Consider the following 26,210-nt stretch of genomic DNA (forward strand, 5'->3'; position numbering starts at 1 on the left):
CTATTGACGACACTAAGCCGGCACCCTCTGCGCAACCGGAGTCATCATGAGCGGACTGATCCCTCAACGCTTTGTTGAAGATCTACTGGATCGGGTAGACCTTGCGGAGCTTATCGGATCGCGCATTACGCTGAAAAAGGCCGGAGCCAGCTACAAGGCCCGCTGCCCGTTTCATGATGAGAAGACACCGTCCTTCAACGTACGCCCGGACAAGGGCTTTTACCACTGCTTCGGCTGTGGCGCCCACGGCGACGCCATCAGCTTTGTGCGGGAATTTGAAGGGCTGGGCTTCACCGAAGCCGTCGAGGAACTGGCCAGGCGCGCCGGCCTGGAAGTGCCCTACGATCAGAACGCAAAACAGGAAATACAACAGGCCCGGACACTGACCGACGCCCTGGATTACGCCAGCCGCCTCTACCAGTCGGCATTGCGCAGTCCCCAGGGCGAATTCGCCCGGGACTACCTCAGGCAGCGGGGGCTGGACGACAACATCATCCAGCTTTACCAGTTGGGTTATGCACCCGGCACTGGCACTGCGCTGTTTGATTCCTGCAGCAAGGACTTGCAGGGGCCGCTGATTGAAACCGGCACGGTTTCCGATAAGTACGGCCGCCCCAGGGACCTGTTCCGCAATCGGGTGATGTTCCCGATCCGCAACAGCAGGGGCAAGACCATTGCCTTCGGGGGACGGACCCTCGGCGACGACAAGGCCAAGTACATCAACTCTCCGGAGTCTGATGTTTTCCACAAGAGCCGCGAGATCTACGGCCTGTATGAAGCCAAGCAGGCCATACGGCAACTGGACAAGCTGCTGGTCGTGGAAGGCTATATGGATGTTATCGCGCTGGCACAGCACGACATCCATTTTGCGGTCGCCACACTGGGGACAGCGACCAACCAGGACAGTCTGACCGCCCTGCTCAGGCAGGTGCGGCACCTGGTTTTCTGTTTCGATGGCGACCAGGCCGGGTTCCGCGCTGCGGATCGCGCCCTGGAAAATGCCCTGGAGCTGATGGCGGATGGCCTCCACCTCCAGTTCCTGATGCTACCGGACGGCGAAGACCCGGACACACTGGTCCGCAAGGAAGGTCCGGAGGCTTTCAAGAAACGAATAGAAGGCGCCACGCCCCTGTCCCGCTACCTGTTTGACCGGCAGAGCGAGGGCCTGGACCTGCAGCTGCCAGAGCACCGGGGAGAACTCCGGGCCCGGGCGGAACCACTGCTGAACAAGATGCCCAGAAGCACCCTGCGGGATGCCATGTGGCACGAAATGCTGCGGTTGTGTGGCGGCAGGAACAACTGGCAGAGCCGTCAACCGCAAAACGGCCAGAAGCGGTTTGGCGATCGCCGGGACCGGATCCAGGAAGAACGAATTGACGTCAGGCTAAGCAAGGACAGCACGCTGTGCCTGGCCCTGCTGGAAGCGCCGGACATGGCCAGCGACGTCATAGAACTGGCTCGCCAGTCCAGACAGTTCGGCCAGGCAAGGGGCTTCGCGGAATGGATTCTGGAACGCCAGATACGCGACCGTCGCAAACTGGTACACACACTGGCGACGGACAAGCAGGCGCGGGCGCGCTTTTATCACCTGTTCGACGGAATCGAACACATACCGTCGCGGGAAAGCACCCTGGCCGGCGCAAGGGAACTGCTGACCCCCGACCGGGACGCGGCCCGCAAGCAGCGACTGACGTCATTACTGACCGCCAAGCGCAGCCTTGCGGATCTTACGCCGGAAGAACGCCAGGAACTGAAAGCCCTCAGCGGGCACACAGAAGACTGACCGGGGAGCTGCGGCTGCCCGGCGGGAATAAACAGAGGAAAATACAGGAACATTCCTGTATTGCACTTGAAACTTGAAGCGTTGATCACCATCTAACCATCCGGTGGCAGAGCAACCGAGCGACAGCTATAATGGCTGTTTAACTTTTTCCGTTTACAGCGAGTTCACAGGGTGTCTATGTCAGGCAATTCGCAGAAATCACGTTTGAAAGACCTCATTGCACGGGGCAAGGAACAAGGCTACCTGACTTACGCCGAGGTAAACGACCACCTCCCGGAAGACATTGCTGACCCAGACCAGGTCGAAGACATCATTCGCATGATCAACGACATGGGCATTCAGGTGTCTGAAGTTGCACCGGACGCAGACACGCTTCTGATGACCGACGGCGACTCCACCGCCGACGAAGCCGCTGCCGCCGAAGCCGCCGCCGCACTCGCTGCCGTAGAATCCGACGCTGGCCGCACCACCGACCCGGTACGTATGTACATGCGTGAAATGGGTACCGTTGAGCTGCTGACCCGCGAAGGCGAGATCGTCATTGCCAAGCGCATCGAGGAAGGCATCCGCGACGTGATGGCAGCCGTTGCGCACTTCCCCGGCATCTCCGGCACCGTTATCCAGGCCTACGACCGCATCATCGAGAACGAAGGCCGCATCAGCGACATCGTAACCGGCTTCCTCGACCCGGACGGCGCCGAGCCGTTCATGGACGAAGACAACACCCCGGACACCAGCAGCTCTGACGACTCATCCGACAGCGACGACGATGACGACAGCGAAGAAGAAACCGAGAGCGGTCCGGATCCGGAAGAGACTCGCCTGCGCTTCGAGCTGTTGAAAGAAAAGCTCAGCGCCGCCGACGAGTGCCTGGAAAAATACGGCCGTAGCCACAAGAAAACCCAGGAAGCCCTGAACGAGCTTGGCAAGGTGTTCGCACCGTTCAAGCTGGGCAACAAGGCGTTTGACGAACTGGTGAACGTGGTCCGTTCCACCAACGACCTGGTCCGCGAGAACGAGCGCGCGATCATGAAAATCTGCGTGCGCGAGTGCAAAATGCCACGCAAGGATTTCATCAAGTCGTTCCCGGGCAACGAAACCAGCCTCGACTGGGCCGAGAAAATTGGCAACAGCAAGAAGCCCTACGCCTCTGCTATCAGCGAGCGCATCGACGAAATTGTTCGTCTGCAAAAGCGCATCCATAACATCCAGACGGAAGTGGATCTGGACGTAACGGACATCAAGGAAATCAACCGCCGCGTTTCCATCGGTGAAGCCAAGGCCCGCCGCGCCAAGAAAGAAATGGTCGAGGCCAACCTGCGTCTGGTTATTTCCATCGCCAAGAAGTACACCAACCGCGGCCTGCAGTTCCTGGACCTGATCCAGGAGGGCAACATCGGCCTGATGAAGGCCGTCGACAAGTTCGAGTACCGCCGTGGCTACAAGTTCTCCACCTACGCCACCTGGTGGATTCGTCAGGCCATCACCCGCTCCATCGCGGACCAGGCCCGCACCATCCGTATTCCGGTGCATATGATTGAAACCATCAACAAGCTCAACCGCATCTCCCGCCAGATGCTGCAGGAGATGGGCCGCGAGCCCACGCCGGAAGAGCTTGGCGAGCGCATGGAAATGCCCGAAGACAAGATCCGCAAGGTACTGAAGATCGCCAAAGAGCCGATCTCCATGGAAACCCCGATCGGTGATGACGAAGACAGCCATCTGGGTGATTTCATCGAGGACATCCAGGCGCTCTCGCCGGTCGACTCCGCGACCGCTGAAGGCCTGCGCGAATCCACCCGCATGGTGCTCGCCGGCCTGACTGCCCGTGAGTCCAAAGTACTGCGCATGCGCTTCGGCATCGAGATGAACACCGATCACACCCTGGAAGAAGTCGGCAAGCAGTTCGACGTCACCCGGGAGCGTATCCGTCAGATCGAAGCCAAGGCCCTGCGCAAACTGCGCCATCCTTCACGCTCCGATCACCTGCGCGGCTTCATTGACGATCAGGGCAACAACGGATAACACCTCCACAACAGTAGCGGGCGCCACCCCTCACCGGTATAATGGCGCCCGCTTTGTTTCCCCATCCGGAAACACCTTTCAAAACAGCACTCGCTGAAAAAGGGCCTATAGCTCAGTTGGTTAGAGCAGAGGACTCATAATCCTTTGGTCGCAGGTTCGAGTCCTGCTGGGCCCACCATTTTTCAATGACTTAGGTACCCCCGAAACGTCGACACCAGCTCAGGTGTCAACCAAACGTCAACCTAGACGAAACATCTCATTTCAATTGCTCTATCCAGTACCTAGTACCCGAACCTTGTTCCTGCTCCTCCAATGCCCCCCTCATTCTTTGCTTCACCCGCTCCATATCCACCAATAATTGCTGAACCATACTCTCGAACTGGCCCTTGATCATGGAGTTAGCGTTAGCCTTCCTAGCGGTTAAAACCGCACTATAGGTAATAACTGATTTGCTATGTAACGAACTCAACACACCGTCTCCGACAGTGTATTCGCTGAAATCAGGAACAGAAGCCTCAAGCTTGACGGCTACAGCACAACTCCCCAAGCCAGGTATTTCGTAACCTACGGCACCGATGACCACGTCCGGAACAAAAATACTGCCATCTTCTCCCCTCTGGGTTTCATAACCACTTCGAATTAATTGAAGTTCGACAACGTTCCTAACCCCACTCAGATCTGTCCAACACCCATCTTGAACTTCATCATTCAAATGGACGTCAATGCTCTCCGTGTTCTTTAAGATTAACCATCCAGTATCGTACCCCCATACACTAGCATTTAGCCCTTGATTTTCCTCACCCATTGCCCCGAAAGAACTGGCGTACAAAAAAATGTACAAGCCAATAATGATCGACTTTCTCAAAATTCAGCCTCCTTACTACAACAATGAAAAATTAATACCTTTTAACCCTAGCCCTTACAGATCGAATCTGCACGAGCTTCAGTTTGTAGAAGCGCCCCCCCTATCTATGACCTCTTCCATATAATCAGGAACCAGGTGGGCGTAACGCATGGTGAACTTCAAATACGAATGTCCAAGAACTTTCTGAAGCGTATGTGCGTGGCCACCGCTCATCACAAAATGGCTCGCGAAAGTGCGCCGTCAGATGTAGATCAACTGGCCTTTCGGCATTGCTATTTCCGCCCTTTCCAACGCTGACCTAAAGGCGCTGTAGCAGGCCTGGAACGACAGTTCCTGGATAACCTGGTTATCGATTTCCTTGGAAAGTGGAACTGACCGACTTTTACCGGACTTGGTGGCGTTGTAAGTCACCCAGTAGGGCGTATCGACTAGGCTCCCCCTTCATCGAGCCTCTCTCAGATAAAGCCAGAAGCGTCACTCTCAGTTTGACCGACGTAGAGATACGGATCTGATGACGTTTCAGTTCGCGCATTCGTGTGCCCCCTTCCGCGGGCCCGGGCAGTTGCACAAAGCGTCCCTGAGTCATTACCGGGGTTGCTAGCAAGATGATCTGATTTTGCTCGTCCACTGTTTTGCGCTCTGCTACACTACTTTGCACGTTTATACGCTCACCATTGAGCGTTTAATTGGCTTACAAGCAAAATATAGCTTGCCAACAGGTAAATATCAGCGTTTATTTGCTCATAAAGAGCATTTCTTTATTATTTTCGTCGAGCCGATAATGAGTTCACAAGAAAACGTTGATGAGACAGGTTTCTCAGAGAGGCTGAAATCGCTGATAGGGACTCAGTCAGCGCGCAGCTTTGCGCAGAAAGCAGGAATGGGGGACAGCACTCTAAGAGCAATCCTAAATGGTGCGATGCCTCGACTGGACAATTTATTGCGCATTGCGGAAGCGGCACATGTTTCAGTGGAGTGGCTGGCGACCGGCAAGCAACCAACAAAATCGGATTCCCAATTTGAGGAAGAGTTTGCCCTGATCCCTGGCTACAACGTTCAGGTTGCTGCAGGACATGGAGCCATTGCCGGAGACGAAGCACCAACCAGGGAGCTGGCCTTTCGAAGAAAGTGGCTCAGGTTCCGGGGATTTCATGAGCAGGACCTGGCGCTGGTGTTTGCTAAGGGTGACTCCATGGAACCAACGATTTCTGACAATGAAACAGTGATGGTGGATACCAGTGAAAGGAAGTTGCGGGACGGGCACATATATGTGATTCGGAACGGGGATCACTTGCTGGTTAAGCGGATTCAGACGCTTTGGAATGATGGGGTGCAGTTGTTGAGTGACAACAAGGAATATCCCCCGCAAGAGATTTCTAGTTCCGATCTGGAGAGCCTAGAGGTTATTGGGAAGGTTGTTTGGGTTGGAAAAGACCTATAAAAAACGAGTAGATTTATTACCTTGACTTACTTAGGGGTGAGGCGTGCTAGAAAAAGTTATCGAAAAACCACCTGGTCAAAGAATTTGGGCTGTAAGAGCCTCTTCCAGTGGCAATTTCATACCACACTTCAAAAGATCAAGATGTGTTGCAATCGGTCACCTCGATGGAGAAAGTCAAAGCAATACCTACCCTGGGGAGTACTTCCCTAATTTAGGCACCGTACAGAATATTCTGAATGTTAAAGCTCAAGAAACTGGCAATCCATCATGGAAATTCAGGGCAGCATCTCACTATGGCCAAGTGAGAAATTTCATTGCCCAAATGAAGCCGGGAGATTTGGTGGTTTCGATGGATAGGTCAAAGCTGCTGGTCGGAAGGATAGTTGGTCATCCATATATTTCCAAAGAAGCCGTCAGAATTGAGGATGAGGAAGGAACGCTCTTATCAAAAATGGATTTCGAACTGCGAAGAGATGTTATTTGGGGGCCATCATTTAAGAGAAGTTCCCTACCGGGAGTTATGCAAAGATCAATAAACTCTCGACAAACTGTATTTTGTATCGATAAATACTGGTCGGACATATACCACTTAATCTATCCAGTCTTTAAATCTGATGACCAAGTATATTTCTCAACCAGAATCGAGAAAAAAGAAGACATTTCAAACTTCGACATCGCAAAACTATTTACATTCCTTTCATACATTGAAGCTTTTTCTAAAGAGCTTTCATCAATAGCTAGCGGCAACCTAAACATAAATGATGCTGTGAACATGTTAGCTTCTAAAAATGAACTAACAATGTCTACAGTTGCTGAGTTCATGTCTCCAGGATCTGTATGGTCAAAATTCCGACTTCCTGACATACCTGGAAAAAAGGCGTCAACATTAATGGGCTTGCTATTGGCGTATGGAGCAATTTTTGGGATAGAGACACCTGCATTCAAAATGGACGGAGTAATTGATTTAGAGACGCGCCACAAACTATTAGACTTGATGATTGACAAAATTGGCTCGGAGGACTTCACTTCGACACGCGAGCGCCTGAAATTAGAAGTTCCTAATTATAATACGACCCCTCTTGAAGATGGCTCATCCGACGCACAGCCGAGCAGGCATCAAGCCGAGCTACTTGCCTCGCTTTCTAGCAAGAATTAATTTATTCAAGGGTGGAGAATAGTTCTCCACCCTTGAATTATAAATTCATATTATCTACTATTGCTTTATATATACTAAAGTTCTCGCCATCAACATCCTTACCACCCGACCTCCCATTCCTTTTATTTGAATAATATTCAACACTTGACAACAAGGCATCCCAATATCTACCAACACTTACCTCTAACTTTGCACCTTTTCTAACCCTGTCTTCCAGCTCCACAAACTTGATAACGGACTCCAATTCATCCATTTTTGGCATTTTGCAATCAGAAACGAAGTCCGACCCAACAATTCTAGAGGCCAAATCATAATGCCGATCATAAATATGTAGAGAAGCCGCATTGTGATAATACTCGCCAAGCTCATAGCCAAGCTCGGAAGCCATTAACTCTTGAAGCCATGAAAATAAGAAAACATCGTAAGGAAGACCTAGAATCAAGTCGTTACTTCTCATATTTGTCATGGCGTGCAACTTACCTTGACGAACAATAAACTGAATCGACGAGACACATGCAACATCTTTTGCTAATGGATCAAGCCTATTATCTGCTACATTCAAGAAAATAATGGCTCTTCGGGAACCCGGATCACGAATTAATAACTGCCTCACCATCTTCCACTGACTAAACGAGATGTCACGATTGTAGCCAATACTATTACCGTAACAACTCCCTTGCACTCGTCCATTCTCAGAAAATTTTGACCAGGATTTTGCATAAAACAATAATGGAGAAACATCATCGGATCCAGATAAATGCCAACAAAGTTCACCTATTGCCAGAGGCAAACTCCAGCGTCTTTCGGTCAAAGTTGTCAAGCGATTTCTTGGATTATTAATCTTAAAAGAACACCCAAGCAACTCTTTCGTTTCCATGCCTCTTGGACAACAAGTTTCGCCGTCCTCAAGTATCTTTTTCGCAAAATAAACCTGGACCTGATTTACATCATTGAATGTATTTAACATCGCTATTCAACCCCACCCACTTCACCAGAGGCCCCATCATGAAAACTTTCTTCCAGACGCTGAACTCTCAAAGAGAGATCATGGGCTTCAACTGAATTATGAGCATCATTTAGTCGCTCATAATAGTAATCTTTAATAGACTTATCCCAAGGATCACTGTACAGAAAATAGCTAGCTCCAATTTGAACAACAATAAACACCGTAGTAAAAACTAGTGCTATAATACCGATCCTTTTTTCAAAATCAGAACTACTAACTTGTTTAACTTTATTCTTGATATGCGTTTCCAACCCTAGAAATGTTCGATCAAAATTTGTAACAAAAGTCTTCCGCTTATCCTTCTCATAGTCATACCGTAATTTCGCAACCGTCTTGCAATCCTCAACAGGCATAGACTGAATAAAAGTAACCCTTAAAAAGGGATCGCCTTTTTGCAGCAACTTCCTATGCTTACCAAAATTCACAAGCGTGGTTGACAATGGCCCACACCAACCTGGGTCTATTAGACCTATATTAAGGGCCAACAATCCTTCTGACGACAAACCTGTCTTCACATGAGCAAACGCAGTTACAAAATTCGGCAAAGAAACAACTTCTTCAGAAATCAGCTCGACTATCCCACTCGATTCTATATAGCAATCATCGCTTACTTCTTTTCCATCAGAATCAATTATTTTAGAAATTCTTAAATCGTAGGTAGTTGACCTATACCCATCATCAACACCTTCCTTTACCAGACCATAGTATTTAATAAGCTCTTTAGTTAATAGCATAAAAACCTTTAATTCGACCTATCAGATGATGTTAAATGGCGACTTGCCACCTGAACGTTGACTTCTTATCTCAGAAAACCTCAGAACAAATCAATTAGAACAATAAGTGATAATTTATAAAGTCTGCAGCCTATCAACTATTGGCTTATTGCGGAGCTTTTTACTCAAGCATAGACCTTCAAAAAGGAAGCTCATTTTACAAGGCACCACAATTTCGGCTTACCACTCTTCCTTGACCTAGTGTACCTTAACCATCTATATCTCAAACATTAACGGACTACTCGGAGGAGCCATGGAGCTTACAGAATCCCAGAGAGAGGCGATAAGTACCATTGATGACAACCTTCAGATTATCGCCTGTGCCGGCTCTGGGAAGACCCAGGTCGTCTCAGAGAGGATTATCAACATCCTCCAACAGGATGGAGTTCAACCTCGGAATATCGTTGCGTTCACCTACACAGAGAAAGCTGCTGCCGAGCTGAAACACCGGGTACTGACCCTTGCCAACGAACGTCTGGGGTCCGTTGAGGGGATGGCGGAACTGTACATTGGGACCATCCATGCATGGTGTATGCACTACCTCCAAGAAAACATCTTTGGGTACCAGAAGTATTCCGTCCTAGATCAAATTCGCCTCCAGCTCTTCATTAACCAGCGCTACAGGAAAATGGGCATGGCAGACCTTCCTGTCACCGTCCAGGGTAAAGAAAGGGAACTCTGGAGGTACAGGGATACCGGTGTATTTATCGACACGATGAATATCATCCGGGAATGCCAGGTAAACGACGGCATGGAGGTACCACAGGTTATCCAGAATGCGGTCGAAAAATACGAAGAGCAACTCGACAAACACTCTTACTTTGACTTCACCATGATCCTTACACGCTTTCTGGACGAACTCCGGAAGCCAGAAACCAAGGCTAAGATGGGGGAGCAGATCAAGTACCTGATTGTTGACGAATACCAAGACGTTAACTTCATCCAGGAACAGATCATTGAGGAACTACACTCCATTGGCGTGAAACTCTGTGTCGTGGGTGACGACGACCAAACCATTTACCAGTGGCGGGGCAGTTCGCTGGATAACATCCTCCACTTTCAGGATAAATACCACAACGTCCAGACGGTTACGCTCAACGACAACTTCCGGAGCTCTAGGGGCATCGTAGAGGTTGCCCACAAGGCCATCCAGGCAATTGCCCCAGGCCATCGACTAGACAAGGAGATGAACCCCGCAGGACACCAACAGTATGAGGAAGGTGACCTCCAGCTAGAGCAGTTCTCGTGTTACGACGAGGAAGACGCCTATATTGTCAGGCAGATTCAGGACATCCGGAATAAAGCCTTTCAGGATAAGGCCAATAGTGAAGCTAGGGGGCTGGACTACTCCGATATGGCAATCCTACTTCGGACCTGGAAACCTGCCACACAACTTTCAGAAGCCCTAAAGGCGGCTGGGATTCCATACGTTGTTACCGGCGTGTCGCAGCTATTCGAGAAGGAAGAGATCCAGGCCTGCGTCAATATCTATAAGTTTATCGGCCGCCAAATTGGTCCGGACGAGCTCTTTGATTCCTGGAAGGCAGTTTCCGCAGGACTCGACGATGGACGCCTAACCCATGCAATTGAGGAACTGGCGAAGATTGTTCCAGATAATGAAAAATGGCATGAGTATTTTAATCTCCAAGAAATCTTCATTACGTTCCGGGAGAATGCCGAGATAACAGAAGAGCGCATCCAAGGAACCTCAGACCAGGGCCTATCTATGGCTGAGGTAGTATTCTACAACATGGGTATGTTCTCGCAGGTGATCGAGGACTTCGAAGTTATCCACTTCCGGGATAAACAAGATGAAAAACTCACCAACTTCCTGAACTTCCTTTATTACACTGCCGAAGACCACTATTCGGAAGGCTGGCTCAACAGGTCAATCACCACTCCCAATGCTGTCACGATTACCACCATCCACCAAGCTAAGGGGCTTGAGTGGCCCGTCGTATTCCTTCCCAGGATGAACAAGAACTATTTTCCACCCAAGGGGAGGGGCGGCCTGGGTCCTTGGCACATCCTCGACCCAAAGTTGATCAAGAACTACGAGGGATTGAAGGGCACAACGGAGGACGAGCTTCGACTCCTCTACGTTGCGTTAACCCGTAGCAAGAAATTCCTGTTTATAAGCCAAGCTCCTGGAGAAGGACGTTTCGATAAGAAACCATCCGATTTCTTGAAGCACATCAAGGGCACCCACTACATCTTCAGTAACCCTGAATACCACTTTGAGGACCGTCCAACCGCACCAAGACGCGACGAGAAATCGATAAGCGATATCGTCCTAAACTTCACGCTTCTGGAAGCGTTCTATAACTGCCCCTACTCCTTCAAGTACTACACCCTCTATGGTTTCAAAGAGCCCCTGAGCCCGAGAATGGGCTATGGTAAGTCGATCCATGACACCCTGATGGAAATCCATCGTCGGGCAATGGATGGCAATACGCCGTCAAAGGCCGAGCTTGATGAGCTGCTCGAACGACATGTCCACATTCCCTATGCGATCCAAGATGTTAAGGATCAAATGCATGAAAAGGCCCGTGAAGCTGTCAACGAGTACTACGGAAAGTACGAAGGTGAATTTACGAATGTAGAATATGCGGAGAAAGATATCGAGCTGGACCTTGGGGACGGCATCATCGTGAACGGTCGTATGGACTTGATCAAGAAGCGGGACCTTAACGGTGAGCCAAGAACCTACATCGTTGACTTTAAGTCCGAATACGATGTCCAACGCAACGCCGTTGGGATCAAGCAGCTCCTGTTGTATGCCCTGGGCTACAAGGCATTAACTGGAGAGAATGCCGACTACCTGCAAATCTATGACTTTGCATCTGGTCAGGAAAACAACTTCCGACTCAACAATGAGCACATGCACAAAGCCGAGGACGAGATAAAGGTTGCCGCCGATAAGATCCGTAACAACAATCTAGATGAACGGTGTGGTAAGAAGGACTGCCCTTGTAGGTTCCAGCGGGTTAACTAGGCAACTTTGCGTTGTGAAGCTCCTAGTTGCGCAATAGCCCCAATCACCATCTCACCTAACGCCTCTCCCAGGAGGGGCGGAACTGCATTGCCCACTTGGGTATATCGGGGGCAGGACTTGGTCCGCTGGGAGCCGCCCGTGGTGTACTGCCCCAGGAATTCAAACCAGTCAGGGAACGACTGGATACGGGCCATTTCCCTTACTGTGAGAATGCGAGGCTCGCAGTAATGAAGGTAATCATCCGGCAATGTTGTCACTGTTGCCGAAGGACGATCTGGACACAGGGGAGTTATAGAGTGCTTCTTGATGCCGTAACGGTCCCTTTGTTCCTGGGTCAAAGTCCTACCCTTGGGGCATTCTTCGAGGATACGCTTAAAGCGTTCAACGATATGTGTCCGGTGCCTGGGAAGCCTAAGACTATTCGGCCCCTGCCCTTCCCCTATACCAATGCGCATTAGCCGCTGGAATGCCGAAGGGGAAGCCAGTTCCTGATACTTGATTTGCTTGAAGCCGCGCACACTCCCATCCGTACTATCGATGAGTTCTTTCCCTTCTACGCGTAGGTCATCGATGGCATCTTTCGTTGTTTGCAGGCACCCAAAGTCCAAACCGTGGCTTTTTAGGAATGAATGACGATTCTCCAGCAATTCGCCGAAGGGACTCCAATCGAGCTCTAGGTCCTTACGTGTCGCAACTAGGATAAACCTGGGGCGCATTTGAGGTACGCCCCAATGGGCGCTGACAAGTACACGGAATTCTACGTTGTAGCCTTCCTTCTGTAGCCGGCGCTTCACGACGTGGGAATATGGGACGGCCTTCTTTCCCTTGGATGCTTTCTCGAAGGGAGCATTGAAGCCACGGACGTTCTCCAGGAGTAGGAACTTTGGCTTAACGATTCGGACGACTTCGATGTACTTTTCCGCCATTCGGTTCCGAGGATCCTTAGGATTCCGTTTACCTGCTGGCGAGAATCCCTGGCATGGAGGTCCACCTGCGATAAGGTCCACTTCCCCATTCAGACTTGCTAACTGGTCCTTGTATTCATCCAGAAAGGCTTCAATGTCGTGTTCGTGTTTGGGAAGCCACTCGGGCCAATCGTATTGGAAGCGGACACTGTCGATAAGATTATGGCGGTATGTCAGGAACGCATCTGCAGTCCTTTCAATGGCAAAGGCGCCTTTCCAGCCAGCCTGGAGTAGGCCGAGGGATAGCCCTCCACAACCGGCAAACAGGTCTATGAATACAGGAGCGTTTTTCACTTCGGCTTCCTTGCAGGCACACTTTATGACTCTGTCTGTATTCTACTGATGTCCAGGATAATGTCCAGGATTAATTGAAGTGAATTGTAACAGGGCTTCCGGCGGTAGTTTACTGTGGATTAACGAGGTCTTGGAGGAATTCAAACAACTTGCCTTCATCCTTTGTTTGGCACTCCCAAATCACTTCGACCCTCCATCCTGTTTCTTCCAGGGCGATCTGATTTTTCTTGTCCCTCAATCGGTTTGCATCGAACTTTGCCTTCCAGAAATCCTCGCGGGTCTTTGGCCTGGATGCGAGATAACACCCAGGGTGCTGGTGCCAAAAACATCCATGTACGAAGATCGCTAGTTTGTACTTGGGAAGGACAACGTCCGGTTTTCCTGGCAGATCCTTACGGTGGATTCGGAACCGGTATCCTAGGGCATGGAGGGCCTTCCTAACCCGGATTTCAGGGCGGGTATTGGCAGGTTTATTGGCCTGCATTATTTTTCTGCGATTTTCGGAGGTCATTTTTCCCCAGTTTCTCGCATTAGAAGAAGTCTATTGTAGGAATACACCACAATGGGATGAAAAATGTACTACCTAGAACTCGTAATTGGTCTCCTGACCCTATCCAGCGTGCTCCTGATAATCGGTCCGGTCAAAATAAGCATCTCGGTTAATATACGACTAGGCTAGGTTTAAAAGGGAGGCTCAGGCCTCCCCCTCCAAAGCAGACTTCAGTTCTGAGATAGAATAGGGTGGGTTTCTTCGGTGTAGCATCGCATGACAATTCGGGCACACCGGAACCAGGTCCTTTATGGGATCGACGGTATATTCCTCGCCTAGCTTACTGACAGGAACAGTGTGATGGACGTGGATGAATCCCTTCCCAATTTCTCCGTACTTTTCCTCGAAATCCAGAGTGCAAACCTCGCAACGGGGGCCATAGTGCTGGATACAGGCATCCCTGGCATTGCGGTCACGTTCATACCGGTTCACTAGCACCTGGGTACGCTGGCCTTCCCTATAGCTCGCCCCAGGGTAGTATTCATCAGTGAACACCGGAGCCTCATCGGTGCTATCGGAACCAAATATCCAATCGACCCTCGCTGGCCGTTGCATTTGCGTATGGGGTATCGGGGTGCCTACACCCGCATAGGTAAAGGGTGCCCGGTCTTGTTCCCTGTAGAAGATAAAAACCCGGTACTCGCTTGAGACCAGGTTTTGGATGGCGCCCTGCCCGAAGTGAGACTTATCCTGACCGTACCAGATCAGTTTCTCGCCTTCCCAATGGTTGTCGTAGTCGTGGCCGGTTCGCCCAGGAACCCCCACATTGCAGAAGATGTAATAGTCAGTGCCGTGACGGTGGTAGCCGTTGAGCCAATCACCCCCCCTCTGGTCAGTGGGAACTTGGAGAATTTCGTATATATCTTTCCGGGTGTAGGTGGAGCCGATTGTGTACATGTGGTCAATCAACCTATCTGATTCGTTTTCTTAACTGATATATCGCAAGGTCCTTACTTGTACAAATGCTCCTGCGTCTTTGCAAAGGCTTTGTGATACGCATCAGCCCGTTCGAGTAATCGGCGTAAACCTTTTTCAACCTCTACACAGCTTGAATCAGCACCAATCGCATAGGCCATCACTCGCCAACACATAAAAAGCATCGATACCTGTTCAGTAGCTAAGCGAGCATAGTGAGCCTGCTCTAAAACCTCCCTTACCTCAGGGGCTCGAGCCTCACGGTCACAGATTAAATCTATCGCGGTCTGGTCTGCGTGGATCAGGTGACTACTTAATCCGTAGCTATGGAGGAGGGCCTTGTAGCTCGTCAGGTCGAGCAGTCCATCCTGAAACCCTGTAATTTCCCTGGCCATTTCCGAAAAAGACCATTTTTGCTTGATTACATGGCGCCTACTCTTTGGCCACCGAGTCCTCAATTCTGCTTCCCTCTCAGGAGATAGCACAACACCACCTACTAACATTGCTCCGATATCGTCAGCACTCACAGAAACAAAACTCTTAGCCTTTTCTGATCGCTGAAGTTCCTCTATCTCATTGAGGCCCACCACATATTCATAGATACGATGCTGTCTTTCCTCTGGGGTAGCGATGCCTATGAAGATAAAGCGGGTTACACACTCGAGAGCGGACCTCATGACGATGTCCGCGTCCCAAAGCTTCCAAACCTGCAGTAACACATTTACCGACTGGCAACGGTCAGCAAAGTAATTTAATTGGCTCGCTGAGAAAGAATAGTAGGTTTCATCAGTTGACTTAATCTCTCCCAACAATGCCCTGACTTCATCCCTTAGTTGTGAATACACGCAAAGAGATTCATTTAGCAATCCTTGCATACAAGCCCCCGCGAATTAACGAAAAACTCCAAGCAAGATATGAATTAAAAGGGGGGAAGGCAACTACGGAAAAGAAGTTGGTGCCAGTACTCTCCCTGACCAGTCACACCACTCTGCAGGTGTCGCGTTTGCCAGGCATCCTTGCCGGCGATGAACCCTGATCGTCCTGACCAAATGGCTCGCTGCCAGTGTACTGATTCTGCATTAGGTTATTAGGCGCTTTCCCTGAAGGGCGTGTGCGAGAAGTCCTACACAAGGCTTTACCGTTATTCGTCCGCTTCTATTTCCTCACCCTGCCCGACTGGCTCAAGGTCTGCCGGTGTTCGAATGGGCTCCACTGCCAATGGTTGTCTTATCTGTGTTTTCAACAGGTGCTGCAGGGGATCGATATTGGTGAGGTACGGGTCCAGCCACATGTCGAAATCTTCAGGGGTGAGCATCAATGGAATGCTCTTGGGGTGGATGTGGCTGAACCTGGGGTGCGGGGGCAAGGTGACGATGGTAAACGATGGCACTGTTTCGCCCTGGAAATCCCAGAGTTCGTAGAGGCCCGCAAAGGCTATGGCACTGTCCAGGGGATGGATGTTGTAGCACTGCTTCCTGCCCTTTTCTCCCGTCCATTCGTGGAAGCCGCTTGCCGGGATGATGGCGCGTTGGGATTGAAACCGCTTTTTCCATAAGGGGCTACTTCCCAGGCTTCCCGATTGGGCGTTGAAGGTGCTGTATTTTGGTGAGGGGCGGTAGCCGGTGCCATCCGGTTTGCGCTCGATGAGTAGTGACCAGATGGCGTCTTCCAGAGTTCTGCCCTGGTTGTTTTCGTAAACAATCTGGCCTTTTGCACCTGGCGCTATGTTTAGGCGGGTTTGGGCGCGGATTGGGATGCCCAGGATTTCCAGCAGGTACTGGACCTTTGGGTCGTCTATTACGTTGTAGCGTCCGCACATTGTATTTCCCCCGCGGAAACTTTAGGGAAGATGAATGCCACCAAGCCCCAACAGTTACATCTAGCGAGGCAATCTACCAAGCTTATAGCATCCTAAAAACAAGAGACGCAGGGCGACAAGACCACTGCTTTCGCTCATTCCTGCTTCGCCCTGCTGGGCCCACCATTATCCCCGCCCCACAAAAAACGCCCCTCATGGAGGAGCGTTATGAACACACTGATCAGCGTGTCACGGCGGCAAGCCGCCGTTTTATGACCGCTTCTTGGACCAGCGACCTTTAAGACCTATGGCAAACAAGCCAAGGCCAAGTAGTGCCAGGGTGCCTGGCTCTGAGACTCTCACGACAGTGTCGCCGATAGGAGCAACGTGGCTGATGATCAACTCTTCACCGTCCGGCAGGTTGAATCCTGCACTCAGCAGCGCTGTATCAATGACAGCCCAATCAAGGCTGCTTTTGTTCTCAAACAGCCCCCACCAGGTAGAGTTCTTGATCATGAAATACTCGGTCGGACTGCCCAACTCGAACCCGATCACGGATGAGCTGCCCTCTACGAACTGGTAGGAGACATCCTCTTCCTTCACGCCGTAGGTTGCATCTCCACCAAGAACGGAGTTTATCCAGCACAACTCCGCTGATGGACTACTGCCGCCCGTGCAAGGACTCAGACTATTGGTTTCCGCTTCCAGGGGGTCTACTTCCCCGACATCAACGCCCCCGATCATGTTTCCCCAAGCGGCGCCGGTCAGTGACATGGAAGCCACCAGCGCCAGGGATTTTGAGAACGTTCTCATAGTTATTCTCCGCTATACATCGCCTGTTAATGGTCACCGTTCAAACAGACATCTCCCTTATTTGGACGCGTTACGTCTGATAGTCAGGGCTCTATGACTGGAGAGCCACCGGTTGTCCGGATCTGACTTCTGTCTTGATAGATGCACAAGGCACGCCAAAAGGGTGATATGAAGCCAAAACAAGGGCCTGAAACACGCAGACTTAACAAGTCGGGGGAGGACGTTCATGTTAATGTAAATTTCATCGACATAAAGAAGCGGGGACTCGCAAATCCGGGGCCGCTCAACCAGCCCCGCGCCCTTGCGAGCCGGGCGTAATCGCGCCGACGTCAGTTTTATTTACAAGCACTGCTGGAGGGCAAACTGCAAACCGCGTCACAAAAACACAACAAAAATTAACACGGACTCTCGTCGCATTTATTCCCGAACCGGGCAACCATGCGGGTTGTGAGCTGGATTGACCTGCCGCTAACTACACCTACGTCTCCAAAGCCACACCTTTAGTCAGATCACCAGGCCTACTATCTCCACTAATGATAAAGCGGTCACAAGAACTGCAACGACTCACAATAACAATGGAGTATTCGAATGATTGGCTCATCCAGCCCCGGCAAAGGAGCGCTGAATGCATCCGTCTCGGCGATGCTGTTCTCCAGAAAAACCCTGATTGTAATGATGGCCGCCAGTATTGGCCTGGCAGGTTGTGGCGGCGAAAAACAAACCGTCGACGACGTAGACAACAGCCCTGGCGAACTCTATTTCAGCTACCCGGCTGCTGATCAGGCAGCCGTTCCCGTCACCGCCCCGGTTTTCATGCGTTTTACCCGGGCACTGTCCGTGGATGAAAGCGAGCTTTCCCCGGACATGCTCCACCTGGAAAGCGATCAGGGAGACGTCATTCCGCTGACTGACCTGACCACAACCAGCGGCCAGCAGGGTATCGCCGCCAGACCGGCGCAGCCATTGAAACCGGGCACCCGGTACACCCTGACCAATAACGGCCTGGCCACCTCGATGGGCAACATTGAACTGCCCGGTGGCGGACTTTCTTTTACCACGGCGCCCGCCACCCAGGGCCCGCTGCTCGACCGTACCGAGGGCACCGGTTTCCGCGTTGCCCGTTTTATCCCTAAGGGCGACGATGTCTACCCGGCCACGGACATCTCCGTGCTCCGCATCCAGTTTACCGAGCCGGTGGAAGAAGATTCCCTTCGCTACGGCGAGACCATCAGCCTCCTTGACGGCAACAACGAACCCGTGCCTGCTGAGATGTACGTTCAGGGCCACCGGGTCACCGTGGACCCGGAAGGTGACCTTGATCCGTCCCAGACCTACACCATCAGCCTGACCGACGATATCCGCAGCACCATTGCCGACGCACCCCTGGAGCTTCCGCCGGAGGCGCCATGGACGTTCACACCTCTGGACTCCGCATCCCCTAACGGTGTTCGTGAGCGTATGGCCCAGACGGCCACCACCGATACCGGAAAGCTGGCGCTGTCAGGCGAGGACTATAACTCGGTGAGCCTGAGCTCTCTGCTGCTGGGTAGCGGCAATAACACAACCGCCACCGGCACCGTATTCGCTGAACTGGGTTTTATTCCGAAGTTCGAAAACGCCGGGCAAAGTGTGCCGCTTCGCATTGATCGCGGCGCGCTGATGACCGGCTCCGACGTGGTCGTTAAAGTGGCCGGGGCACTGCCCGCCGGATTCTCTTCGGAAGCAGTGGAAGTTCGCTTCCTGTCCGATGCCAACGGCTTCCTGATGAAAAATCCCCATACCGATAACGAAAGCGCCCCCCGTCTCGTGGAGCTCTACATCGACATGGCGCTGAATACCGGCAACACCATCGCCAACGCGGCCCTGGGCCAGGAACTGCTTCATGTTCACCTGGTCGGGACCGCCATGGTGGAAGACGGTGCCCTGAACATTGAAGCCGTTGGTGTTATTGAGCCCGACGTCATGGGCGTGGATGTTGCCTCGGGCCTGATTTCCTTCCGCCTGGAAAGCTACCGCAACCCGGACAATGCTCCGCCCGAAGCCAGTTTCGTGGATAACGAAGCGCCTACAATCAAAAGCTGGGTGCCGGGTGAGGACAATCAGGACAAGATGCGCCCCGGCGATCCGGTGATTGTCTACTTCTCTGAGCCGGTATTGCCGGGTTCGGTTACAACGGACAATATCTCGCTGATCAAAGATGGCATCGAACTGCCCTTTAATCATTCAATCAACGGTTCCGTACTCTCCGTGCAACCAGCTTCGTCGCTGGAGCACGATGCCAGCTACAGCCTGACACTGGATGGGATACAGGATCTTGCTGGCCACGAGCTGGCAACCTCCACACTGGACTTCGAACTGGCGCCGACCCACAGCGGGACGTCTGCCGATCAGTCACCGATTGCCCTGACCACCCTGCCGGGATTCCCCTGCTCCAAAGTTTCTGCCAACACGGCCAGCGGCCACCAGGGACGTTGCTCCGGAGGCAAGACCTCGGATGATCTGTTGCCGATTCCGCAGCACCCGGCAAACAAGCCCATCTCCGTCCGCTTTTCTCAGAATATGGATCAGGCCACCATCACGGCCGGGGACTCGCTGACCATTGAATCCCTTGTGGAAGGTGTATGGACACCAGTACCAACAGCCGAATACATCCTCCAGACCGGGCCGCGCCACCTGTCGATCACGCCGGTGGCGGGATGGCGTGAGGACGCCCTGTATCGCTACACCCTCAACGCCAATTCCGCCGTACGTTCTGAAGCTGGCCTGCCCCTGCAAACAGAAATCCTGAGCCAGGGAACCCGGGACCAGAGTAACCGCACCTTTGGCGGACAGGCACTGGTAAATTACTTTACCGCCAGCGGACCTCGGAATGACCGTGTTGCCCTGCCCCTGAGAAATCTGCCAGCGGCAGATGCAAACGCAGACCTGGATTACCAGTCAGGCATTGAGGCGGGGTCTGTTTCCGGAGAAAGCATGCCCAACGCAGCCGGCATGAGAGCCACCGGGGTCAGCGCGATCAATGACGAAACCCTGGTACAGGGAGCCAATATCGGCTGCGCGTATGCGCTCGATTGCGAAAAAGACCAGTACATCTACCTGACCGCCATGCTGGATACCATCGTGGCCGGTGAGACGGATGAAAACGGCGAGATTCCTGTCGATATCCTGCCGTCGATACTGGCAACAACTTCCAGCAGCGTCTGGGCGTTTATCGATACCAGTTTCGTCGATGCATTTCCGGAACTTATATTGAGTGTTGACCTAAATGAAAACGAGGAAATCCCGACAGGACCGATGCTGATGCGCATCCGGTACAATGAAGATGAGGAGGGCAATCCAGTCGCGCCCCAGGGCAAGATCTTTTCAGACGCGAATGGTGACCTTACCTTTGAGACGACACTGAACGTCTACCTTGATGCCCCTTACCTGAATCCCAGCATTGGGCCAGCGAGCCTTGGGCACAATCTTCGCAGCTATCCCCTTGATCAACTGGTTCTGCGCGGCCCCATCACGTTCCTCGATGACGGCAGGATGCAGATTGCGCTGGAGAACGTCGAGTCCGTCCCCATTGATGTTGAGGTACGGGGACAAATCGACATTACTGCCGAGAATACCGGTGGCCTGTGCGGAAGCCCACTGTTCGAATGGCTGTGTGAAGGCATCGCCAACGCGGCTGTTGACGCCAACACCCGCATTCACCTGGAGATCCCGGCGGGGCAGCTACGCCTGAATTACATCTCCCCCTACACCCAAAACTGACATACCCAAACCCGATAGACAGAAGGGGCCAGCGCTTGCTGGCCTCTTCTGCATTGATATGAAACAAAACCTCGCACTCACTCACACATTCCCAACAAACTCAGTCGGTTCAGGCCTCGCAATCCTTTTTCCCCTGAACAATGATGAATGAAGCATAGAAGTGATCTTTTCGACAAAGATTCATGTCATTGAGGCCAACGTCCCAAAAAGACAAGGTGGTTACACTCTGAAACAGTTGTACCAGTATCCATAAATGTGACCACCCCATCACCTGAGTCACTCAACAATCAGAAAAGACAAAAATAACAGGAGTCAGATCCATGATCGGTTCTCACCGTTTCGCAGTACGGGCACTTACGCTTGCCGTCGCCACCACCACCGCAGGTTTTGGCAGTGTTGCATCCGCCAGCATGGGCAACCTGGGTACCACATATGGTGTTATGCCCGTGGACGTTGCCACCGCCCAGTCCCTGTCCATGTTCAACGACCAGGTCTCCGCGACCTATTACAACCCCTCCTACCTGACCAGCGATGAGCGCGGCGAGCTGACCGGCGGTATCCTTCACGCCGAACAGGAATTACGCTCCAGCCGGTCCGACGCGGACGGCGATGTGATTTCCGATTCCCCCAGCCAGCACGTGTTGATTGGCATGAAAACCAACCTGGGCTCCCTCACCCGTTTTGACCACCCGATTTACCTGGGCTTTATTGCGGGCGTTGAGAAGTACGGTAAGGAAATGCTGGCGTTTTCATCCCAAACCTCCGAAACCGGCCAGTACCTCCAATACGGCAAGGAACCGCTGTTCCTGAACGTTGGCGGCGCGACTCCGCTGTGGCGCGGCATTTCCGGTGGTTTCTCGGTGCGTGTCACCCTGGAAGCAGCGGCCCAGCTTGATGCGGTTTCCACCCTTGGCGGTGAAACCAGCCGCGAGCGGCTTTCGGTGAACGCCGAGCCGTCCCTGAAATCCATCCTCGGTACTACCATCAAATGGGGTGATACATTCTGTCCTGAAAGCAGCTGCTTCCTAGACGGCTGGGAAAGCGCTGTGACCTATCGCACCAAGTCATCTGCTTCCACCGCGGTTGACTCCAACATCATCGTTACCCAGACCATCCCCGACCCGGGCCTGAGCCTGGCCGTGGCAACCATTGACTCCTTCCAGCCGGAAACCATCGGCTTCGGTACACAATACAAGGGCGATGGCTGGCGCATTGGCGGCAGCGTTGAACAACAGAACTGGTCCGAACTGGAAGACGAGTTCACCGGCGATACCATCCGCGACCAGGAAAACGTCAATCCGGGGAGCCGGATCCGTTTCGATGACATTCTGGTGCCACGCATTGGCGGCGAGTACGAGCTGGGCCAGCATTTCGCCATTCGCGGCGGCCTGGCTTATGAAGAGTCCCCACTCAAAACCACTCGCAATCCGGAACTGAACTACCTGGACACCGACAAAATCATTGCTGGCCTTGGCATCAGCGCAACCTACGATCGCACACGCCTGCTTGCCTATCCGGTTCGTCTGGACATCGGTTACCAGTACCAGCAATTGCAGGAACGGGATTTCACCATCGTCGACTTTGATGGCAACGAGCAACAAGCCACTGCAGACGGTGATATCCATGTAATCAGCGGCTCCATCACCCTGAAGTTCTGATAAGAGGTCTGCCATGAACTACAAAAATACACTGGCACTATTACCCGCTGCCATCCTTGCCGCCTGTGGCGGCGGGGGTGGCCAGGAAATCAACGAACCGCGGACGCCCGGCTCGGTCGTATACTCCTACCCATCAGACGGCCAGGGTGAAGTCAGCCCGAAATCCGAACTGGTATTACGCTTCTCCCACGCCCTCTCCGATGAGGACGTCGCCAGCAAGATCCGTATTACCGGCGGTGACGACGAAGTATCGTTCACAACCGAAGGTATCGATGGCAATCGCAGCCTGAAAATCTCCCCGCAGGGCGAATTGGAGCCCGGCACCGAGTACACCATCGAGTTTGCCGAAGGCCTGCTCGCCGAGGATAACCGCATTATCCAGACACCCAACGCCGTTGGCGCGGCAGGTGTGCAGTTCTCCACCCGTGGGTCGTTCAGCGGCATCGCCGGGCTGGACAACCTGAGCACCAGCTTCGACGTGGCAGAAATGATTCCGGCCCCTGGCGCTGTGTTCCGGCCCATGGACATTTCCACATTCCGCCTGCGCCTGACCCAACCAGTGCATCCGGAGTGGAAAGAGCTGGGCGGCGTTATTGAGATTACCGACAGCAACGGTGAACAGGTACCCGCCATCGTTCTGGCCAAGGGCCGACTGGTCACCATCGACCCCTGCATACCAGACACCCCCGAGCTGTGCGGCCGGGATGACGACTTCCTGACCCCGGGCGAAACCTACACTGTCTCCGTCAGGAATCTGCCTGGCATTAATGGCGGTGTGCTGGAGAATTTCAGTGAAGAGATCACTCCACGAGATACCGGCCCAAGAGTCGTTCTGTTTCAGGAAGTCATCGACTCTGGCCTGAACGCAGGCAGCACTGCAACGGACGCCCGCCGCTCAAAACTGAACGGCCAGATCATCAACGGCGTTACCCTGAACTCTGTGCTTCAGGGCACCGCGGGCCCATCACAGCAAACCGGCGGCCTGTTTGCCGAACTGGGGTTCGCACCGGCGTTTGAAGCCGACGAGCCCCTGCCCCTGCGCGTGCCCAAAGGCAGCCTGCTAAACAGCAGCAGCCTGGATGTACGCATCAACGGCACAGTGCCGATTATCGACCCGGACACCGGCGAGATTCAGCAAACCGGCAACATCAAGGTCACCATGTTGTCGGACGCTACCGGTTATCTGATGCCCAACCCCTATACCGACGACCAGAGCGCACCACGGCACGTCAAACTGTTCATGGATGTATCCATGAACACCGAAGAGGAACAGCCGAACGCGTCACTGTCCCAGGACCTGCTTGGCGTTGAGCTGACCGGTATCGCCCTGGTGGAAGATGGCATACTGACCATCGATGCCATTGGCATGGTTGAACCCAACCTGCTCGGCCAGGAGTTCACTGATTCCACCATCGCCTTCCGCATCGAAGCAGCCACCGACTCCACCTCCCAGCTCGACGCTGCCGATCAGCGTGACGAAGAGCTGCAAGACCTGACCGGACCACAACTGGTCAGCTGGATGCCCGGCCCCGAGGATGCGGTGCCCCCCACCCGCCAGGATATGCAACGTCCGGGTGATCCGGTGGTGCTGAACTTTGATGAGCCGCTGGACCAGGATTCTGTTGCCGATGGCGTAACAATCGACGAAGGCGGGGTTCCTCTCACTGTCGCCGATGGCTCCCTGAACGCGAAAGTTGATGGCACCGTACTGGTGCTGAACCCGGAGGGCGGCCTGAAGCATGGCGTGGATTACGCGGTCAATATCAATGGCGTAACCGATATTGCAGGCAATGCCGCGACAGTTCCGACATTGAACTTCCGCTTGCCGGAAATCGGTGCGGAAGGAGAGGTTACGCAGCGGTCGCCGATCGCCCTTACCACTTTTCCCGGCTTTCCTTGCGTCACGACAGCTGTGGATTTGACAGCGGATACTCACGGACAGTGCATTGATGATGCACCAAGTGGACCAGAGGGCGATATTCTGCCCATATCGACTATGCCTGAGAATAGGCCGATAGTCGTTGTTTTCTCACAATCCATGAACCTCGACACAATAGATGAGAGTTCCTTTATTGTTGAGAAGATTAGTGATTCGTCCACAGCAATTGGCGCTGGCGAACTTGTTAGTGGTCGCCTCGAGAAGAACAACCAGCGAGTCCGCTTTTACCCAGACGAGCCTTGGGAACGTGGAAGTTATTACCGCTACACCATGCGCTCCGCCACTAGTGAGGGTTCTTGCGACAGCGCCATTTGCTCAAGCGCCGGCGCTGGCTTCCCACTCAAAACCGATCTGTTGGTAGATCCGGAAACAGTGGGTGGTCCTGATATGACCATCTATTTTAAAGGAGCGGCTCCAAGAGGTTCTGTCTTTACACCTCTTAGAAATCTACCAATTCGAGACACCAACTCAAACTACGTTGTAGATTGCCCTACTCTGGGAGGAGAGGAATGTCTGGAGCCGTTTAATCATCAGAGCGACGGCAATGGTGGATTCCTGCCATCGGCCAATGGGGCGAAGCTCTTGGTCACAGACAAAGAGGCAACCGTCTTAGGCGCTCCTGCCGGGGCCGCAGTAGGATGCTCTGCAGATACAGAAGGCGACTGCCCCAGGGATAAGTTCATTTACCAGACTTATGGTTTGAATACCGAGGTCGTTGGTCCTGCAACTGACCCTGAAACAGGAAAACAGGGGGTAAAAATCCTTCTGTATCCAACCATGCTTGCTGCAACCTCGGCTACCGTTGTGCTGGACGGACTTGGCGATCAAGTTACTGGCCCTCAAGTCCTTAGGATGCGGTATAGCGAGGGTTCTGACGGTGTAAGAGATGAACTCATAGAGGGCATCATTATCGAAGGTGAAGACGGCAATCCGCTCTTCAAAACTAGTGCGGAATTAACACTTGATGCACCAAATCTGGTAGTACCTTTGGAAGGTGCTCTGCAGCACAACCTGTACAGCTATCCGATTACACTGCAGCTCGACGGCCCAATCACATTCTTCGATGATGGCAGAATGCAGATTGAGCAAAGAAACATTAATGCTCCGGAAATCAATGTCCTAGTTTCCACAGAGAGCGCGATTCTTGACTCCGGGATTTCATTAACCAGCTGTCTCGGCGGCCTTTTATTTGGTAGCACCGACGAATGTGAAGAACTTCTTGCGGGGGACACAGAGGAGTCTGGTGCTGTTCTGATACCACTTACAATCCCCGAACAAGGCATCTACCTAAACTTCCTCTCCAACCCAATCAAGGAGATCCCGGAAGAGTATTAATCTCCTATACTCACCCGCACTCCAGGCCAGCCTTCGGGCTGGCCTTTTTTATGGCCGCTTCAGCCAAGTCAGGCTTTTCCCCTCACCTGCATTTCCTGCTAATCTGGTTGTCTGTTGAAACCAACTCCACTCTTCCAGAG

The 26,210-nt window shown here is 52.5% G+C and carries 17 protein-coding genes, 1 tRNA gene and 1 pseudogene; 9 read left to right on the plus strand and 10 right to left on the minus strand.

Annotated elements, in window-relative coordinates; translation table 11 throughout:
* Window positions 1-46 precede the first annotated feature (46 nt).
* The 3 genes from dnaG to ACQUWM_RS16210 all read left to right on the plus strand — a co-directional run bounded on the left by dnaG (window position 47) and on the right by ACQUWM_RS16210 (window position 3,986).
* The gene (gene dnaG / locus ACQUWM_RS16200; RefSeq protein WP_428922838.1) at window positions 47-1,783 is read left to right on the plus strand and encodes a DNA primase; all 1,737 of its coding nucleotides are present in this window, start codon (window positions 47-49) and stop codon (window positions 1,781-1,783) included.
* A gap of 177 nt (window positions 1,784-1,960) precedes the next feature.
* Window positions 1,961-3,808: an RNA polymerase sigma factor RpoD gene (gene rpoD, locus ACQUWM_RS16205; protein ID WP_407001346.1), complete on the plus strand. Its 1,848-nt coding sequence runs from the start codon at window positions 1,961-1,963 to the stop codon at window positions 3,806-3,808.
* A 101-nt stretch (window positions 3,809-3,909) separates the two neighbouring features.
* A tRNA-Ile gene (locus ACQUWM_RS16210) sits at window positions 3,910-3,986 on the plus strand.
* 78 nt (window positions 3,987-4,064) lie between these two features.
* Here the strand turns inward: ACQUWM_RS16210 and ACQUWM_RS16215 are convergent.
* Entirely contained in the window at window positions 4,065-4,673 is a 609-nt protein-coding gene (locus tag ACQUWM_RS16215; RefSeq protein ID WP_428922839.1) for a hypothetical protein, read from the minus strand.
* Between the two features lie 78 nt (window positions 4,674-4,751).
* Window positions 4,752-4,901, minus strand: a pseudogene (locus tag ACQUWM_RS16220) (phage integrase); the annotation flags it as partial.
* 388 nt (window positions 4,902-5,289) lie between these two features.
* Between ACQUWM_RS16220 and ACQUWM_RS16225 the strand changes: the two are divergent.
* Both ACQUWM_RS16225 and ACQUWM_RS16230 read left to right on the plus strand, forming a co-directional pair.
* Window positions 5,290-6,114, plus strand: a complete 825-nt coding sequence (locus tag ACQUWM_RS16225; RefSeq protein WP_428922840.1) for an XRE family transcriptional regulator — start codon at window positions 5,290-5,292, stop codon at window positions 6,112-6,114.
* A 43-nt stretch (window positions 6,115-6,157) separates the two neighbouring features.
* Window positions 6,158-7,270, plus strand: a complete 1,113-nt coding sequence (locus ACQUWM_RS16230; protein WP_428922841.1) for a hypothetical protein — start codon at window positions 6,158-6,160, stop codon at window positions 7,268-7,270.
* Between the two features lie 37 nt (window positions 7,271-7,307).
* On the opposite strand, the gene ACQUWM_RS16235 is transcribed toward ACQUWM_RS16230, so the two are convergent.
* Window positions 7,308-8,237, minus strand: coding sequence for a thymidylate synthase (locus ACQUWM_RS16235; protein WP_428922842.1), 930 nt, complete (start codon window positions 8,235-8,237; stop codon window positions 7,308-7,310).
* Between the two features lie 2 nt (window positions 8,238-8,239).
* Window positions 8,240-9,010, minus strand: a complete 771-nt coding sequence (locus ACQUWM_RS16240) for a hypothetical protein (RefSeq protein WP_428922843.1) — start codon at window positions 9,008-9,010, stop codon at window positions 8,240-8,242.
* A gap of 292 nt (window positions 9,011-9,302) precedes the next feature.
* On the opposite strand from ACQUWM_RS16240, the gene ACQUWM_RS16245 reads away from it, so the two are divergent.
* Complete coding sequence (locus ACQUWM_RS16245) at window positions 9,303-12,044, plus strand: ATP-dependent helicase (RefSeq protein WP_428922844.1); 2,742 nt, start codon at window positions 9,303-9,305, stop codon at window positions 12,042-12,044.
* Here ACQUWM_RS16245 and ACQUWM_RS16250 read toward each other — a convergent pair.
* The 6 genes from ACQUWM_RS16250 to ACQUWM_RS16275 form a co-directional block, all read right to left on the minus strand.
* Window positions 12,041-13,303 carry a DNA cytosine methyltransferase gene (locus tag ACQUWM_RS16250; protein WP_428922845.1) on the minus strand — a complete coding sequence of 421 codons (1,263 nt, stop codon included), beginning with the start codon at window positions 13,301-13,303 and terminating at the stop codon, window positions 12,041-12,043. The two genes, ACQUWM_RS16245 and ACQUWM_RS16250, sit on opposite strands and share 4 nt — an antisense overlap.
* Window positions 13,304-13,412: 109 nt before the next feature.
* The gene (locus ACQUWM_RS16255) at window positions 13,413-13,814 is read right to left on the minus strand and encodes a very short patch repair endonuclease (RefSeq protein ID WP_428922846.1); all 402 of its coding nucleotides are present in this window, start codon (window positions 13,812-13,814) and stop codon (window positions 13,413-13,415) included.
* A 183-nt stretch (window positions 13,815-13,997) separates the two neighbouring features.
* Window positions 13,998-14,750: a DUF3427 domain-containing protein gene (locus tag ACQUWM_RS16260; protein ID WP_428922847.1), complete on the minus strand. Its 753-nt coding sequence runs from the start codon at window positions 14,748-14,750 to the stop codon at window positions 13,998-14,000.
* A gap of 53 nt (window positions 14,751-14,803) precedes the next feature.
* Window positions 14,804-15,643: a hypothetical protein gene (locus ACQUWM_RS16265; RefSeq protein WP_428922848.1), complete on the minus strand. Its 840-nt coding sequence runs from the start codon at window positions 15,641-15,643 to the stop codon at window positions 14,804-14,806.
* A gap of 266 nt (window positions 15,644-15,909) precedes the next feature.
* On the minus strand, window positions 15,910-16,587 hold the full coding sequence (locus ACQUWM_RS16270) for an SOS response-associated peptidase (RefSeq protein ID WP_428922849.1): 678 nt from the start codon (window positions 16,585-16,587) through the stop codon (window positions 15,910-15,912).
* Window positions 16,588-16,836: 249 nt separating this feature from the next.
* Window positions 16,837-17,379 carry a PEP-CTERM sorting domain-containing protein gene (locus ACQUWM_RS16275; protein WP_407001347.1) on the minus strand — a complete coding sequence of 181 codons (543 nt, stop codon included), beginning with the start codon at window positions 17,377-17,379 and terminating at the stop codon, window positions 16,837-16,839.
* A gap of 588 nt (window positions 17,380-17,967) precedes the next feature.
* On the opposite strand from ACQUWM_RS16275, the gene ACQUWM_RS16280 reads away from it, so the two are divergent.
* The 3 genes from ACQUWM_RS16280 to ACQUWM_RS16290 all read left to right on the plus strand — a co-directional run bounded on the left by ACQUWM_RS16280 (window position 17,968) and on the right by ACQUWM_RS16290 (window position 26,070).
* Complete coding sequence (locus ACQUWM_RS16280; RefSeq protein WP_428922850.1) at window positions 17,968-21,138, plus strand: Ig-like domain-containing protein; 3,171 nt, start codon at window positions 17,968-17,970, stop codon at window positions 21,136-21,138.
* Between the two features lie 320 nt (window positions 21,139-21,458).
* Window positions 21,459-22,796 (plus strand): alkane uptake protein AupA, encoded by a 1,338-nt coding sequence (gene aupA, locus ACQUWM_RS16285; protein WP_407001349.1) that lies wholly within the window; start codon window positions 21,459-21,461, stop codon window positions 22,794-22,796.
* Between the two features lie 13 nt (window positions 22,797-22,809).
* The gene (locus ACQUWM_RS16290) at window positions 22,810-26,070 is read left to right on the plus strand and encodes an Ig-like domain-containing protein (protein ID WP_428922851.1); all 3,261 of its coding nucleotides are present in this window, start codon (window positions 22,810-22,812) and stop codon (window positions 26,068-26,070) included.
* Window positions 26,071-26,210: the final 140 nt, after the last annotated feature.

The organism is Marinobacter sp. DUT-3 (genome assembly GCF_050379435.1).
Classification (GTDB): domain Bacteria; phylum Pseudomonadota; class Gammaproteobacteria; order Pseudomonadales; family Oleiphilaceae; genus Marinobacter.